The following is a 16,803-nucleotide window of genomic DNA, read 5'->3' as shown; positions in this document are numbered from 1 at the left end:
ACTCATTGTAAAGTAAACACTATTAGATGACCAATAAAAAACGCCTTAAAAGTAGGCGTTGTTTGGTGTATTGGCTTAGGTGTTTATTTATTCGAACTTGTTGATATCTGACGGTCTGCCTACAGTCTTATTTACGTGACAAGGTATAGTCATTATTAGGACTCTTATTTTCGTCCATCAATATAAGATGATTGTCTTGAATACTATAGGTCTCAATCTGTTTTTGTTGGTAGACAATCGTAATCTTATTATTATCTTGACGATAGATGCCAGACTCAAAAAGCGGTGAACGTGGCGTCTCAGGACTATTGTAAATACTGGTCTTGAGTACTGAGCCATCAGCGAATAAGTTCAGTGTGACATCGATATTATCACAAGACGAACAAGGCACCATACCACCATAATCGCCCATTAACGTCGCTTGTAATGCGCTGCTATGTGACTTTGAATCTGTCTGTGTTTGGTAGGTGTTCGACTCATTACTTGGTTGCGCAGCAGCAATAAGTGATTGGCCTTCTGCGTTATCTTGCTCACTATCAGAGCCTTGTAACCCGTCACTATTATCTGACAAGCTATTTGTAAGGTCAGCTGACGCTGAGCCATCAACAGGGATAACTTCATTTACCATACCCTGATCAGTATTAGACGAAGCATTGTCACAGCTGATAAGGACTACGCAAAAAGGTAATGCCAGCAAAAAACGGCCATAGCGTCTGATGACAGTCAAAGTAATAGAGCAAACAGGCGCAAAATATATCATGGTCACACCAAAAACAGTTTTTAAATAATATTTCTGCAGATTACCCATACTATGAGCAATGTGATTCTATCGTCAGAAATGCAGGATAGTGGGAAATATAAGCGTTGAAAGGGCATTATTTGAGGTTTTGTTGCCAAAAGATATGATACGAAGCAGACGGAACATTAGCCAAAAACAAACGTCAGAGTAAAAGCTATCTCAGTCATATCAACCAATGAGAAAACAAAATAAGCAGGGTCAAGATACCAAAGATTGAAGATATCTCTGTAGAATTTTTGTTATGGATTGCTTGAAGGGGAGTGTTGTTTAAGCAATGAGAGCTTTGGACAAGACGGCGTAGCAGAGGTGGTTATCAGGTCAGCAGCGCTTAGTAGTAAAGCAGTTTTCATCTAAATAGATATCAAGTCATATCGCATTTATATCTATCTAGATGAAGGATGGTAGCGTAAAAAGTATGGGATTTACATATTTGTTAAGCAGTTATTAAGCGGTGTGGCTAGGGGGTGACAGGTCGTAAGATACGCCATAATATCAGCACATGTAGCAATAACAGCACGCTAAATAGAATCAAAGACTGTTCAGGGATACTTAATCCTATAAAGGTCCAAGCAATTTCAGCACATTCACCAGAGCCGGCGAAAACTTCTTTGAACACTTGCAACACAGGTAGGGTGTCTATCCAATAATTTAGACCTGGGCCACAAGATGGAACTAAATCGGCAGGTAAGTGCTGTAACCATACATGGCGTACTGCGACTGCCGTAGACCAGCCAATGCCTATCAAGCTACCGAGCCACAATAGCAGTCTCATGCCTTTAGACTTGGGATTAAATACTGCCGATATCAGAGCAAAACTGCCCATGACAATCAGGCCAACACGTTGAAAAATACAAAGTGGGCACGGTAAAAGCCCCAAATGACGCTGTAGAAAAAACAGCGCAAAACTCATACCGATTACGGTCATAATGACCAAAAACACTTGCAAAGAGCGGTAGGTGGCTAGCTTTAGCATTGGGCAGTTACTCTTATAAAATAGTCAGCTATAAATGTTAAATGTTAAATGGTAATCAGAACTTAGCGGTACTGTTGCAAAAATTCCATAAAATCTTCTGTTTCTGCTTTTTCGATATCTGCTTGCTGCAGTATCGATTTTTCTGCCAGCACTTCATACTTAGCTTGAGTGTTTGGACTAAGCGTTTGCTGCAATAACGAATTGCGATGCTGCTGCGCCAAAGTAAAGCCAAGCTGCCATAGGCTGCCCAAACGCTGACTATCAGAATTGACTTGTGCTGAGATGGTTGACTCAGAGTGTCCTGCTTTGCCTTGCATTAACGCAACTGCTGCACGGTAATCATTGCCGCCATAATGAGCATCAAGCAACGCGGCAAGTGGCTGCATGCGCTCTAGATGTGTCAGCATCCAGCTCTCAAGCAATTGCTCCTCGCCATTATTGATGATGTGTAGACCATCACGGCGACCCTCGTTTACTACACGTTCAAGGTTGATAGCCAGTGCTTCTTCTTCCTCAGGGAGTAGATCTGGAGAGTCATTGAACAGGCAATACAGTGCCATGACTTCTAAAAAGCAGGCACTAGACAGACGAATACCGACATCACTATAAGGGTCGAGATCGATAGCACGGAATTCAACATATGCAATACCGCGACGTTCAAGTGCTTCGGTCGGTGTCTCACCACTCATCGCAATTTGTTTAGGACGAATAGGGCTGTAATATTCATTTTCTATCTGGAGGATATGATTGTTGATTTGGATAGGATTACCTTCAGCATCTTCTAATCCAAGCTTCGCAAAGCTCTCATGTGGCGTTTGAATCGCACGGCGCAATCCTTCGACATATTCTGGCAAATAGTTATAACGAATATCGAGCTGCTCTTGCACACTATTGGTATAGCCAAGCTTGCCCATACGCAGGCTAGTGGCGGTCGGCTTATAATAGGTTGAGTTGTTTAGCAGTTCTAAATCATGCTCGCGACCCGCTAAGAAACAAGGACAAACGCTTGGACTGGCACCCAATAGATAGAGAACCAGACTGGTTAGTCGCTTGAAGTTACGGATAAGCCCAAGGTATTTTTCATTTTTGAATTCTGTTGGCGTTTGGTCTTGCGCGGTAGGTGTTTGCGCTTGCCAAACGTCAAAGAGTCCGTCACCGAAAGACAAGTTATAATGCAAACCAGCAATCGTCTGCATACGGCGACCATAACGAATGCCCAAACCACTACGATATAACGTCTTGAGCTTACCAGTATTAGAGCTACCATAATCAGCTAATGGGATGTCTTCATCTTTTGATGACAGCATGCAAGGCATCGACAGTGGCCACATCAGCTCACCTTCAGGCATGGCTTGATATACCAATACATGCAACTGACGCAGCATGTTTAGCGTTTCTTTTGGTGAAGTCTTGGGGTCAGTAATGAGCTCAAGCAGGCTTTCTGAATAATCGGTGGTGATAAATGGATGGGTGAGTTTTGATCCAAGTTTGGCTGGGTGCGGTGTTTGGGCCAGATACCCATCAGGTCTAACGCGCAGACCTTCTTTTTCGATACCGCGTAACATGCCCGCTAAATGCTTGCTGTCAAACCAGTTAGGGATTTCAAAGTTCACAAAGCTACTCGCAAAATTACTCATAATAGTCATCTATTGTTATTTATTATGGAGGATCAAAACACGACTAGCGTTCGACCATAAAAGAGGTAAATATTGGATTAATAATTCCGTCAGTTTAGCTCAAAGCTGCCTTGAAAACCACGGACGATTACAAATACGATAAGCTTTACAATGGCTTATCTGTCTGAATGTCAGCGGATATTTAAGCCACACTGATTTTTGAATAACGTGTCATTTATGCACTATAAAACCAAGTGAATAAAAAGCACCTACCTAGCAGATAGATGCTTTTAATAGATGACGTCAAGCTACTTATCATCGCTATAGCCAATAACTAGGGCATCTGAATGAACACTCACGGATACCGCTAATTTAGATTGAGAATGAAGAGCCACAGCCACAAGTAGTCGTTGCGTTCGGGTTGGTCACGATAAAGCGTGCGCCTTCTAACCCTTCAGTATAGTCAACAGTAGAACCTTGCAAATACTGGTAGCTTAGTGAGTCTACCACTAAGGTCACATCTTCATTGTCAAAGTTGGCATCATCTTCATTCAACTCATTGGCAAAATTAAAGCCATAAGAGAAACCTGAGCAGCCACCGCCAGTCACATAGACGCGTAACATAAGGTCGCTATCACCTTCTTCTTCACGTAGGCGACGTACTTTTTGTGCGGCACTATCGGTTAGGCTTAGTACCGTAGGATCTACTGGCTGGCTGGAGCTTGGACTAAATTGGTTGGCTGATTCGTTCATATCTACCTCAGTTGCTAGGATCAAATGCGGTCGTCGTCCTGTTTGGGTTTGCAATGAAATGGTTGCAAATAAAGATACGCACGGCGTTTGATTTAATTGGGTGCTGTTATTAGGATAAAGCTATTGGAGCAATATAAGCTGTTTGTGCCATATCAAGCTGGTATTTGTGCCATCACCACGCTTTATTGATTGTGAGCACTTATCTTTTAGCAGTATATCATAATGGGGGTCGCGAATCGTTTGTCAAGAGTGACGCTGCTAATCGAATTTATCGCATTCAATGTAAGCCTTTGTGGCCCTGATAATTGATTATAAAACCAAAGGCTTTTTATCTGAATAAATACTTAGTTTTGAAATAGTTATTTAATCGTTTGCCTATCGGGCAAGCGTTTGAAATAATAGCCGCCAGTTAGCATGCCAGATGTGTGTTTTTATTGCCTTATTTTTTATATTACTGTTGAGATGAAGAAATTATATGATCGAATTTAAAGACGTTGGTGTTCGCCGTGATGGTCGTGAATTGTTTGCAGGTGCAAGCTTCCAGCTACATCCGGGTCACAAGGTTGGCTTAACAGGCAATAATGGCACAGGCAAATCTACTTTGTTCGCTTTATTACTCACGCGAATGGGTAAGGGCGATACTGAAGTTACCCTTGATAAGGGCGAAGTGAGCATTCCTGATAGCTGGCATGTGGCACATATGGCGCAGGAAGTTGGCGCGACTAAGCAGACGGCCATTGATTATGTATTAAGTGGTGATGAGCAGTGGTATGAGATTAATGCTTCATTGAATGATTTGAGTAGCGTTAGTGATGAGCAGATTGGCATATTGCATCAGCAGTTTGATGAAATTGATGGCTATCGTACGCCAACTAAAGCCGCACAAATTATGGCGGGCTTGGGTTTCAATACCAATCAGCATGAGCTACCAGTAGAAGGTTTTTCTGGTGGTTGGCGTATGCGTCTGAACCTCGCCAAAACTTTGATGAGCCGTGCTGATCTTATGTTACTCGATGAGCCGACCAACCATTTGGATTTGGATGCGATCCTTTGGCTAGAAACGTGGATCAATGCTTTTATGGGTCTGGTGATTGTCATCTCGCATGACCAAGCGTTTTTGGATGCGACAGTCGGTCATATTTTGCATGTAGAACAACAAAAAATCACCCTTTATACGGGTAACTATCAGCAGTTTATTCGCACGCGTCATGAGCGTATGGCGCAGCAGCAGCAAGCGTTTGAGAAGCAAGAAGCGACCAAGGCACATTTGGATGACTTTATTCGTCGTTTCCGTGCCAAAGCCAGTAAAGCCAAACAGGCCCAGAGCCGTATCAAGCAACTTGAGCGTATGGCAGAATTGTCACCAATGATGGCGGACAACCCGTTCTCGTTCCGCTTTTATGAACCAGCCAATATGAGCTCACCGCTGATTGAGCTGACAAAAGCAGATATTGGTTATAGCGACGTACCACTGCTGCATAATGCCAATGTACAGGTGACGCCAGATACGCGTCTTGGCTTACTAGGTATGAATGGCGCAGGTAAATCTACACTGATTAAGGCATTGGTTGGCGAGCTTGGTGTATTAACAGGCACGTACCGTATGTCTGATACGCTGAAACTGGGCTATTTTAACCAGCATCAAATGGACATCTTAGACGCCAAGGCAACACCGATAGAGATGCTGCGTCGTCTAGCAGGCAAAACGTCTGATGCGATGCTACGTTCATTCTTAGGTAGCTTTGACTTCCGTGGTGATCGTATTGACACCCCAAGCGAGCTGTTCTCAGGTGGTGAACGTGCACGTTTGACGCTAGCATTAATTGTTTGGCAGCGCCCGAACGTTTTGGTGCTTGATGAGCCAACCAACCATTTAGACTTACAGATGCGTCAAGCATTGACCATCGCGCTACAAGGCTTCGAAGGGGCAGTAGTCTTGGTCTCGCATGATCGTGAATTGATTGCTAACGTTTGTGATGAGTTGTATTTGGTACATGACGGTATTATCGAAGAGTTCGATGGTGATATCGGCGACTATGGCAAATGGTTGGCAGAAAAACGCAAGCAAGAGAATTCATCAGATAAAAACACTGGTAAGAAAAAAAGTAAAAAAGAGAGCAAGAAGTTTGTTTCACGTGAAACAAATACCAGTCAAGCATCTGATACTTCATCAAAGAGTAAAGCTGCCGAACCTACACTTAGTAAAGAAGAGCAGCGTAAATTAGCAGCTGAACAACGCAAACTTACTGCTCCTATTCGCCGTGAGATAGAAGACACAGAAAAACTATTGGCTAAGATTGATGGCCAGCTTGTGACGCTTGAAGAGAAGCTTGCGGATACAACATTGTATGAAGAGAGTCGTAAGTCTGATCTGCTTGTTCTACTCAACGAGCAAACAGCACTACAACAGCAGCATAGTAATAACGAAGAGAAACTATTGCTATCGATGACGACGTTAGAGGAAATAGAATCTGCTGCCAAGTAGAGGGGGTTATATAGAGAACTGCAATCAGAAGGTTTTGAGTGTTTGTTCAGCAGTTTTTAGATTATATAAGCAGGCATAAAAAAGGGAGAGCTAACGCTCTCCCTTTTTATTACATTATTCCTTACGGTATTTACCATCACCATAAGAGAGTATTTCCATTGTGGTCGTGCACAATTGACAGTTTATTTGACCAGCAGCGGCTTTCGATAAATCAAGAATACGGCCTCGAATAAAAGGTCCTCTATCAGTGATTTTTACGATTACGCTCTGCTTTGTCTTTTGGTTGGTTACTTGTACCTTCGTGCCGAACGGTAACGTGCGATGCGCAGCGGTCAATGAGTTCATGTTGAAGATACTACCACTAGCCGTACGTTTCCCGTGGAACTTGCTACCATAATAACTGGTGTTGCCAGCGAAAACAGTGGTACTAAGCAGTAGTGATAAAGTGATAACTAAAGACTTGATTAAATAAGACATTTAATACCTTTAAGCAATTTATAAGATAGACAGATACTCTTGCCTACGTTATCTATACTCCCTATGAGTATGAATAATAGGGGGATTTTACAAGAAGGAGCTTGTCATATTATTACTGTCATGTAAAAAAACTCTTAGGGTCAAATGCCTGTTTTTTAAGGGAAAAAGACATTTTTTGGAATAAGTAATAAGATAATAAGTTCTAAAAATGGTCTTATAGAGATTGATTCTTATAAAGAGCTCGACAAAATACTGGAGAGCTAGCAACACGACATAAATAGGTAATATATAAAGACTGAAACTGTTCATATAGCATAATTAACGTCCAATAAGCCCAATCAAAAATATCGAAACTAATGTAAAAAAACCTTGCTATATTCTTACTATTTTGTACAATGCGCAAGGTTAAACAATGTTCTGGAATATCTATCAAAAATACTCAAAATAAATTTGATTGTATTACCGGATAACCTATCTTTTATCCTCCTTTAAGGAAGTTTTATGTTGAAAAAAATTGTATTTGCTTCAGTTGTCGCCGCAATGATTCCGTTTAGCACAGCGAATGCTGACCTTGGTTCTAACTTCAAGACAGCAGATACCGGCCGTACTATCGAACAGATTTATAAGCAATGTGGTATCGGTGGTGCTTTGTTCGGTAATTCAAGCCCTATCCTTGCTATTATCTCTAACGTGACTTGGGATTTAGGTACAACAGCGGCTACTTCTGACTCTATGTCTCCTGCTACTTGCCAAGGTGGTAATGTTAGAGCTGCTGTCTTGATCAAAGAAGCATTCCCAAGTGTAGAAAAAGACCTAGCTTCAGGCCAAGGCGCTCATTTATCAGCACTACAGAGTGTTGCCAACTGTGATTCAGCTGCTAGCGTACGTGCACAATATGGTCAATATGCTCAAACTTCTGCTTATCGTACTGCTACGCAAGATCAAAATGCAGAAGCGCTATTTGATATCGTTAAGCAAAGCTGTGCTATCTAAAGATTAAAAGTATTAGGTATTCAACTATTATTTGAATGCGGAAGCTTTTGATTATTTTATGATGAAAACACGTAAGCCTAGCGCTTACGTGTTTTTTATTGCTCATGTATTTAGGGTGTCTGGATAAAATGCAAAAATTATTTTTATGGGTAGCTTGTTTTGCGGCAACGACAGCTGGTGCGGCAGAGGTTGATGAGTTAAATGCTTATACGTCAGAGCCAATAATGATAGGCAAGGAAAATAAGATTGCTTCTAACACTGATACGGCTATTGAAGAGCATTTGGCTATCAGCGAACTCAATAGTTTGTCAAGTCTTGAGCAGAGCATACAACCACTGGCAGGAGAGCAAGTACGAGAGCAAGTAAAAGAGCAAAAACCAAACACTAATAAAAATATTGTTATCGATCCCTTAACCCTAAAGTCATTGGCGAAGCATCCTCAGTGGCAGCATTTATTATTTTACAAAAATGGTAAGGCCGAAGTTATCTCGCCAGATTTTTATTTAACCAACCCCAAGCCACGTTCGAAACGCAATTTTGATCCTTATGCAGAGCTCTTGGCAACGATAGAGCAAAGTAACGATGAAAGCGTCGTCTGTAAATATCCAGCCAGATATTTATGGCTCACTCATCACCTACCTGAATTGAATGTCGATCTTAAAAATTGCTCACAATTACCAGATCCCAATCAAGAAATAAGCCTGATTTTGGTGAGCAATTACCTAAAAAATCCAGCCTCCTCATTCGGCCATGTACTGGTCAAGACCAATATACCTATAGATGATGCAGATTCTATGGCACAGGATGTCAGAGAGCTTTCTAGCGAGGATTTGCTGAACAGTTCATACAATTTTGGTGCTCGCATTCCAGCAAATGAAAATGGCGCTATGTACGCTATTAAAGGGCTTTTTGGGCTTTATGATGCGGGGTTTTCGGAGGCGGAGTTCTTTAAACAAGATGCGGTATACTCTAAGAATGAGCAACGAGATATGTGGGAGTATGTGCTCAATCTTGATACATTCGATACGCAATTATTGAACTACCATTTATACGAAGCAAAATCCGCTCGTTTTGACTATTACTTCATCAAGCAAAACTGTGGTTATCGTTCAGGCGAGATACTTGAGCTGATAAGCGATGTAAAAACGACTGAGCGAATAGGCCCTTGGTATGCACCAGATTATGTATTCGATCAGTTATTAGAGCATGAAGGCGAAACTGAGTCTGAGTCACTCGTATCTTCGGTACGTTATTTGCCGTCTGAGCAAACGCAGCTGCGTGAGAAGTTTGTACAGCTCTCAAAGCCAATACAAGACATTATAAACGCTGTCATTCGTACAGAGGACACTGCGCCGCTTGCTACGTTGGATGAAGAGAGCAAAGCACTGGCGCTTGATTTCTTGATTTTGCATCGTACTTATAAAATATCACAAGACAATACACCGAAGCAGCAAGCCTTTAAAAGCGTGCTGCTCAGTCAGCGTTTTACACTACCAGCCAGCAATGGTTTGGCTCAACTGCCTGTCCCGAATAAAGCGTCTCCAGCATTGAGCAACAAAACCACGCAGACCAAAATCGTTTTATCTGATGAGATGGCAGAAGTTGGTTTATCACTATTTGTAAAAGACCCACTCAACGCCTATACGGATATTGATAAACGTTTTGAAGCGGTCAAGGCTTCATTGGGCTATAATTTTGATGAGCGTCAATGGACGTTAACGGATTTTGTATTTTTAGACATGCAACAGATTGAAGATCTTAGACAACCGTTATCAGGTGAGCCTAAACTGTCTTGGCAACTAAAAACAGGCGCTCGTACCGATTGGTTTACGGGTAACCACCATAGCCCTTATGCGCAAGCGGGCATTGGTGCAGGTGCCAAATTTGGCAAGCACTTACTTAGCTATGGTATGGTCAATGCGACTGTCCATGACCAAGACAAACACGCAGATGTTGGTATTGAGCTTGGTTTACGTGCAAAACGTGATGGTCGAAGTGCTGAGTTATCTTACATTGCTTCCAAACGAGAAGGGCGTAATGCCATTGATTTGACCAAATTCACAGTACGCCAACAGTTATCGAAGAATAACGATGCCAGACTGATAGTGACGTACTCTGACACAGTAACGGCTGATAATGATGTGATATTAGACGACTCAGATACGTTGAATGCTGCAATAGCTTGGCATCATTATTGGTAATATTTATATGACCGTCTTTATTTATTATTGCTATTATAATTAGGTCATAGCCACAACCTGATATGTCGCAGTCAAATAAGCTGTCACACTATACCGTTTAAAATTGGCATACCAGTATCATCAACATGCTTTTATTTTGAGGACTAATAACATGGCAGAGAAAAACTACTATGACATTTTAGGGGTCAAAAAAGACGCCTCAGACGCCGATATCAAAAAAAAATACCGTAAGCTCGTTCGTCAATATCACCCTGATGTCAGCGATCATCCAGATGCTGATAACAAGATTGCGGAGATTAATAATGCCTACGAGACCATCAGAGACAAAGACAAACGTGCTGAATATGATGCCATGTTAGATAATCCATTTGCAGGTCAAGCTGGTGCCGGCGGCTTCGGTGGTCAATCTACAAGTGGTGGTCAGGGCGGATTCCGTTGGGAAGATGTCAAAGACCAGTTCGGTGATGGTGAAGCCTATGGTGATGGTGGTTTTCGCTTCGATGATATTTTTTCAGCATTTGGTCATGGCGCGCGTGGCTCGACTGATGGGCAAGCTGGTGGCCAATCACAACGTGGCGGCTTTGGGTCGCAAGATAGCAAAGGTCAAGACCAACATGCAGAGATTACGGTTGATTTGGCCTCGGTCTATAATGGTGACGACTACAGTATCAAATTAAACGTACCTGTTCGTCAGACCAATGGCAGCGTAGATTATGATAATAAGACGCTCAAAATTAAAATTCCTAAAGGCATCACTGATGGCAAGCAGATTCGTCTAGCAGGACAGGGTGCTGCGGGTGCTGGTCGTGGTAAAAATGGTGATTTATTTCTAAAAGTCAAAATCTTGCATGCAGACAATATCAGGATAGAAGGTGCTGATGTCTATCAGACTGTCAATATAGCGCCATGGGAAGCGGCTTTGGGCGAAAAAATAACGGTCAGTACGCCTGCAGGTAAGCTTGGTGTGACGGTTCCTAAAAACAGTAAGTCTGGTAGCAATCTACGATTAAAAGGTAAAGGTATTCCAGCCAAGCAAGTGGGTGATTTATATTTAACCCTGAATATTATTAATCCTGATATCAATACTGAGGCTGCTAGCCAAGCTTATGAGCAATTAAAACAAGCCTTTGCTGAGACGAGTATAGAACGCTAATGGCAATGCTTGGTAATAGCGCTTAGTAACAGTGCTTAATAACAATCTGATACCACTGCAACAGAGATGAAGACCATACGATAACGATGAAATAAAGCGCAAACGAGGATAATAGCTATGAAACACTCGCCTGAATTGACCGATATTATCATGAGCTTAGATGAGCTAGTATCTGCCTGTGGCCAAGAGCGCCAATGGGTCATCGAATTGATTGAAGAAAATATTATTGAATATGATGTACCAGAACGTGAGCAGTTTACTGGTTATCAGCTGACCACTGTGCGCCGTGCTTCACGACTTAGCCGCGACTTTGAAGCCAGTGTCCCTGCAATTGGTTTGATACTGGAGCTGTTAGATGAGGTGGAGCAATTACGCCAATTAAAACGCCAACTAGACCTACAAGCACCAGTGATTGAAGTGGATATTCACCATCCAAAGTAGTCGAATTAGCAGTAAAGAATAACCAATAAAAAAGGGCCTCAATGACAAATTGGGCCCTTTTTATTTTCTATAAATTAACGAGAATACGTCGGATCAGCTGCTGCCGTAAATAGTACATCCGTTGACGAGTTCAGCGCTGTTTCTGCCGAATCTTGTATCACCCCGATGATAAAGCCAATCGCAACCACTTGCATAGCGATATCGTTTGGAATGTTGAATAAGCTGGCAGCTAATGGAATCAGTAGCAATGAACCACCGGCGACACCAGAGGCTCCGCAAGCACTGATCGTTGCGACCAGACTCAGTAGCAACGCTGATGCAAAGCTCACTTCGATACCTAAAGTATGTGCTGCTGCAAGCGTTAAGACGTTAATCGTAATCGCTGCACCTGCCATATTAATAGTAGCACCTAGTGGAATGGTCACAGAATAAGTATCTTCGTGCAGGCCCAGTTTGCGCGCAAGGTTCATGTTAACGGGAATGTTGGCCGCTGAACTGCGAGTAAAGAAAGCCGTAATGCCTGATTCACGTAGGCATCTGAATACGAGCGGATAAGGGTTTTTACCTGTTTTGACTAGCACGATAAGAGGGTTGGCGACCAACGCAATAAATAGCATACAGCCGATGAGTACCATCAAGATACGTGCATAACCTGCCAAAGAAGCAAAGCCTGTTTCAGCGACAGTATTGGCAACCAAGCCTAAGATACCGAAAGGTGCTAGCGCAATGATCCATTTGACCACTTGCGAGATCGCATCAGAAAAATCACTGACTACTGTTCGGGCAGTATCACTGGCTTGACGCAGTGCAAAACCAATGATGATGGCCCATGCCAGAATACCAATATAATTGGCTTCAGCGATGGCATTAATAGGATTGGCCACCAAGTTCATCAGTAAGTTGGTCAATACGGCTTCTAAATTGGCTGGTGGTACTTGCTCAATCGTTGCATTTATCAAGACTAAGTTAGTCGGGAATAAAAAGCTGGCACCTACCGCGGTCAGTGCAGCCAAAAAAGTGCCGAACATATACATGATAAGTACAGGTTTGACATAAACTTTGTTGCCGCTACGGTGTTGGCTGATAGCAGCCATGACCAAAACAAATACCAGTATCGGAGCAACGGCTTTTAGCGCGCCTACAAACAGCGTGCCCAATAATCCCAATGCAATACCGATTCCTGGTGCTAGCCAACCAATCAACACCCCTAAAATTAAACCAATAATAATGAGCGGCACTAGCCCTATACGCTGGTACATCGCAATTAGTGAACGCATCTATACATCCTCGATTTAGTCAATATTCCAAATTATTTATAAATGGTTATCGCGTTAATCTTGCTTAAAATAAGCAGTTTCCGCTCGGTTGCTTTGTCGCCATTTTGAAATAATTTGACTGTAAATAAGACGTTTATAGTGAAAACAGAAAATTAATCGAAGGATGGTAGCATTTTTTAAGATAAGAGCCTACCTTTACCACGAACCGGTATAAGCGCGTAAGATGAAGGTAGAGACTTAATATGAGAAAAATTGGCAAATATTCTCTGATGAGAAATCGTACTTTTCGTGAGACATAAAGAGACGTGATGGTGCAGGCTGCAACTTAAACTTTGAAATGAGTCAGCTCATAGCCTAATTGTTGGTAGGCTTTATACTTATTACGACCTTCTTGAACACTAGTCGCATCAGGTTTTATCAGCTCAAGCACTCGAGTTGGTTGGGCATTACTGGTCGCTGCCATAAAGGTATTAACAGGACGTATCGTAGTATTGAGTACGATTCCCTTAAAATCGGCTGGCATATAGTTGCCAAGTAGCACAGGTGCTAGCGATACGTTATCAGTATTGGCAGTAGCAGCATCCACATCGGTGCCTTCAGGGTCAGTACCTTGCGTACCCGTATCCAAAAGACATTGATGTGGGATAAAGCTCGTGGTCTCTTGTGCCCATAGCGCCTCATCAAGCATCGACAGTAACGCATCATCTTCGACAAGAATCAGCAGTGACTGCGTGCTTTTATTGAGCGCGGTTTGGGTCAATTGACAAATAAAGCCCAAGAAATCTTGGGCTTTACTCTCGCTTAATACATAAAAGCTGATCTTCATAGAATTGTTTTCATAAATTGACTGTCATTGATTGACTAAATTATGTCTGCGCTATTTTTTAGATATTGCATAAATAGTGGTACTGGACGACCAGTTGCAGCTTTGTCTTTACCTGAGTTCCATGCGGTACCGGCGATGTCTAAATGCGCCCATGCTTGACCTTCTTCTACAAAGCGAGACAAGAAGCAAGCAGCAGTGACGGCACCTGCACCTTTACCACCGATGTTTTGCAAATCAGCGATAGGTGATTCTAGCTGCGCTTGATACTCGTCATCTAACGGCATATGCCAGATGAGATCGCCTGATAAGTTACTGGCATTTTCTAAGTCAAACAATACGTCTTCATCATTACTAAAGACAGCCGAGCGAACACTACCGAGTGCAACCACACAAGCGCCGGTCAAGGTTGCAACATCAATAATGGCTTTTGGCTGATAACGCTGTACGTAGCATAAAGTATCTGCCAATACTAAACGACCTTCAGCATCAGTATTCAAGATTTCAACCGATAGACCATTCATTGCTTTGACGATATCACCTGGGCGAGTAGCATCACCTGATGGCATGTTTTCAGCACAGGCTAGTGCGCCGACTACGTTGATTGGTAGACGCGCTTCACACAAGGCTTTGATTGTGCCAAGTACTGAGGCTGAGCCACCCATGTCAAATTTCATCTCATCCATTGCCGCGCCAGGCTTGATAGAGATACCGCCCGAATCAAACGTTACGCCTTTACCGACCAATACGATAGGAGCATCATCATTTGCTGCTTGCACATTCGCATCGGTGGTTTTAGCCGCTTTTTTGGTTGGCAATTTATCAGCCAATGCTTTTAGACCGCCGCTGACTTTAGCACTGTTAGTTGTTGCTTTGGCAGAGCCAGCATCACTACTGAAGTTAGACTTACCACGGTACTCCATGAGTACGAGCTTACCTTCTTTGGTAGAGCCTTGTGCGACTGCTAAGAAGCAATGCATGCCTAATGCTGACATCTCATCTTCGCCCAGTACCTTAACGGTGAGTAGGTCAGGATAGGTCGCTGCAAGCTCTTGGGCTTTTTCTGCCATGTAAGCTGGGAAGCAAATGTTACCTGGTTCATTGGCTACATCGCGAGTCAGGCTTTGACCTGCAAATACTGACTGTGCAAATGCTAGCGCAGGCTGTAATGCAGCATCAGCAACTAGGTAGATATCAGTTAGTATTGGCGTGGCTTGCTCAGATTTATATTTATCAAAGCGGTAGCTCGCTGCCAATAGATTAAGTGCAAATTGACCGAAGTGATTTTCTTCTAATGCATCACCCAATGCGACAGTGATAGAAGACACACGCTTTTGCGTGCTGCTATAAATAGTGTTGGCAATTTTTTGTAGAACAGTGTTGTTGAACTTATCCGTATTACCCACACCGACTAATAATAGTTGTACAGGGTTTTGCTTGGTGGTTTTTTTGTCGCCTGCTAATGCGTAGTCAACAACAGTTTCACTAGCCTTACCTTTAAAGTGTGACACGTCAATCAATTGCTCAATACGTGCCGTGTAATCGGTCAGAGCAGATTCAGCTAAGATGTTTTTCTTGTCATCGACTAAAACAACCAGACAAGCTTCATCTTTGCTCTTTGCTTCTTTTTTTAGAATTTTTTGTGTATGAGTCTTTGGTAGGTGCTGAGATAATTTAATATTCATATAGTTATCCTTATTAGAGTTATGAAAATTGCAGGATTTGTGTGATTGCTTATACCTGTCAGATTATTAGATTATTTGGTCTATCGAGCAACCACAATAGTGTAGCATATTGCGATGACAGTGCGCAGTTAGCAAGTCTTGGGTAATGAGTTTGAACCATTCTGCTGTACCAATTTACACAATCATTTAATACTGTATGAATGGTTTATGGTGAGTCATATTGGGTAAAATAGTTAACTAGGGTGTGTCCTCATTTCAAAAATGGAGATAAAAATGAGATAAATTGCCGTCAAACGAGAAAAATAGTGTAGATAATATCGAGATATTAACCAACTATTTGACGCTGTTTGGCAAGATTTAGCCATTTTTAACCCAGTTAGATGACTATCGCTTGAATTGAGGATATGCCCTAACCATTAACCAGCTCATCAGTCGTTACCATCGCGGCAAATCTATCTTGTAGTGCTGCCATGGCGGTGTCATGCATGACGTCGGCGCTTATCGTTTCTTTTGTGGCACTAGGTAGGTCACGAGTGGCACAGGCATCATGGCATACAAAGTTTTGAAAACCCAAATCAAATGCGGCGCGGGCGGTTGAGCTGACACACATATGGCTCATAAAGCCAGCAAAGATAATTTGCTTTTTTTGTGCCGCTGTAATAAGTGCTTGAAGCTGGGTGTCGTGAAAAGAATTGGGATGCTTTTTGGCAATTACTGTTTCGCCATCATGCGGCTTTAATAGCTCGACAATCTCGATGTTGGGTGACAAAGGATCGAAGACATTACCATTTTCTGGACCGTGATGCATGATATGAAAGACAGGAATATCTTGCTGACGGGCTTTATCCAGCAGTAAGCGCGCATTGGCGATGGCTTTGGTGCCAGCTTGCCCTAATGGCATGGCGCCATCGACATATTCGTTTTGATAATCGATAAGTACGATAGCGCAATTGGACCAATCAAGCGTATCGAATGCGCCGCCTGCGAGCTCAAGTAGGGTAGAGGGTATAGACGTGGTTTTATTCATTAGTTGTGTTTCTCCATATGGCATAAACATATTTTTTGAATATTCAACAGATGTCATTCAGTCTAGCAATTAATCTTAGTCATCCGTGTGACATGATACG

Annotated in this window: 14 protein-coding genes; 5 read left to right on the top strand and 9 right to left on the bottom strand. The window is 42.5% G+C overall.

Annotation, left to right across the window (positions count from 1 at the left end; all coding sequences use genetic code 11):
• Positions 1 to 127: 127 nt before the first annotated feature.
• The 4 genes from AAEY75_RS05160 to erpA form a co-directional block, all read right to left on the bottom strand.
• Positions 128 to 760 carry a copper resistance protein NlpE N-terminal domain-containing protein gene (locus AAEY75_RS05160; protein WP_197215474.1) on the bottom strand — a complete coding sequence of 211 codons (633 nt, stop codon included), beginning with the start codon at positions 758 to 760 and terminating at the stop codon, positions 128 to 130.
• Between the two features lie 496 nt (positions 761 to 1,256).
• Positions 1,257 to 1,772: a disulfide bond formation protein B gene (locus AAEY75_RS05155; RefSeq protein ID WP_197215476.1), complete on the bottom strand. Its 516-nt coding sequence runs from the start codon at positions 1,770 to 1,772 to the stop codon at positions 1,257 to 1,259.
• A 62-nt stretch (positions 1,773 to 1,834) separates the two neighbouring features.
• Complete coding sequence (gene gshA, locus AAEY75_RS05150; protein ID WP_352258845.1) at positions 1,835 to 3,409, bottom strand: glutamate--cysteine ligase; 1,575 nt, start codon at positions 3,407 to 3,409, stop codon at positions 1,835 to 1,837.
• 351 nt (positions 3,410 to 3,760) lie between these two features.
• Positions 3,761 to 4,141: an iron-sulfur cluster insertion protein ErpA gene (gene erpA / locus AAEY75_RS05145; RefSeq protein ID WP_110922102.1), complete on the bottom strand. Its 381-nt coding sequence runs from the start codon at positions 4,139 to 4,141 to the stop codon at positions 3,761 to 3,763.
• Positions 4,142 to 4,616: 475 nt separating this feature from the next.
• Between erpA and AAEY75_RS05140 the strand changes: the two genes are divergently transcribed.
• The gene (locus AAEY75_RS05140) at positions 4,617 to 6,626 is read left to right on the top strand and encodes an ATP-binding cassette domain-containing protein (RefSeq protein WP_352258842.1); all 2,010 of its coding nucleotides are present in this window, start codon (positions 4,617 to 4,619) and stop codon (positions 6,624 to 6,626) included.
• 114 nt (positions 6,627 to 6,740) lie between these two features.
• Here AAEY75_RS05140 and AAEY75_RS05135 read toward each other — a convergent pair whose 3' ends face one another.
• Positions 6,741 to 7,103: a septal ring lytic transglycosylase RlpA family protein gene (locus AAEY75_RS05135; RefSeq protein ID WP_110922100.1), complete on the bottom strand. Its 363-nt coding sequence runs from the start codon at positions 7,101 to 7,103 to the stop codon at positions 6,741 to 6,743.
• 501 nt (positions 7,104 to 7,604) lie between these two features.
• Between AAEY75_RS05135 and AAEY75_RS05130 the strand changes: the two genes are divergently transcribed.
• The 4 genes from AAEY75_RS05130 to AAEY75_RS05115 all read left to right on the top strand — a co-directional run bounded on the left by AAEY75_RS05130 (position 7,605) and on the right by AAEY75_RS05115 (position 11,891).
• A complete protein-coding gene (locus AAEY75_RS05130; protein WP_352258840.1) occupies positions 7,605 to 8,096 on the top strand; it encodes a DUF3015 family protein in 492 nt (163 codons plus the stop codon).
• Positions 8,097 to 8,224: 128 nt separating this feature from the next.
• A complete protein-coding gene (locus AAEY75_RS05125; protein WP_352258838.1) occupies positions 8,225 to 10,297 on the top strand; it encodes an Lnb N-terminal periplasmic domain-containing protein in 2,073 nt (690 codons plus the stop codon).
• 151 nt (positions 10,298 to 10,448) lie between these two features.
• Positions 10,449 to 11,450: a DnaJ C-terminal domain-containing protein gene (locus AAEY75_RS05120; RefSeq protein ID WP_352258836.1), complete on the top strand. Its 1,002-nt coding sequence runs from the start codon at positions 10,449 to 10,451 to the stop codon at positions 11,448 to 11,450.
• A 117-nt stretch (positions 11,451 to 11,567) separates the two neighbouring features.
• A complete protein-coding gene (locus AAEY75_RS05115; RefSeq protein WP_352258834.1) occupies positions 11,568 to 11,891 on the top strand; it encodes a chaperone modulator CbpM in 324 nt (107 codons plus the stop codon).
• A 74-nt stretch (positions 11,892 to 11,965) separates the two neighbouring features.
• On the opposite strand, the gene sstT is transcribed toward AAEY75_RS05115, so the two are convergent.
• From sstT to AAEY75_RS05095, 4 genes are all read right to left on the bottom strand, one after another.
• Positions 11,966 to 13,168 carry a serine/threonine transporter SstT gene (gene sstT, locus AAEY75_RS05110; RefSeq protein ID WP_201549701.1) on the bottom strand — a complete coding sequence of 401 codons (1,203 nt, stop codon included), beginning with the start codon at positions 13,166 to 13,168 and terminating at the stop codon, positions 11,966 to 11,968.
• A 325-nt stretch (positions 13,169 to 13,493) separates the two neighbouring features.
• On the bottom strand, positions 13,494 to 13,994 hold the full coding sequence (locus AAEY75_RS05105) for a DNA polymerase III subunit chi (protein WP_352258832.1): 501 nt from the start codon (positions 13,992 to 13,994) through the stop codon (positions 13,494 to 13,496).
• 35 nt (positions 13,995 to 14,029) lie between these two features.
• On the bottom strand, positions 14,030 to 15,676 hold the full coding sequence (locus tag AAEY75_RS05100) for a leucyl aminopeptidase (RefSeq protein WP_352258830.1): 1,647 nt from the start codon (positions 15,674 to 15,676) through the stop codon (positions 14,030 to 14,032).
• Between the two features lie 409 nt (positions 15,677 to 16,085).
• Positions 16,086 to 16,703, bottom strand: coding sequence for a cysteine hydrolase family protein (locus AAEY75_RS05095; RefSeq protein ID WP_352258828.1), 618 nt, complete (start codon positions 16,701 to 16,703; stop codon positions 16,086 to 16,088).
• Between the last annotated feature and the right edge of the window lie 100 nt (positions 16,704 to 16,803).

The organism is Psychrobacter sp. TB55-MNA-CIBAN-0194, from assembly GCF_040309505.1.
Lineage (GTDB): Bacteria > Pseudomonadota > Gammaproteobacteria > Pseudomonadales > Moraxellaceae > Psychrobacter > Psychrobacter fozii.
Note: the sequence above shows the minus strand (reverse complement) of the source record. Positions and strands in the feature narration are given on the sequence as shown.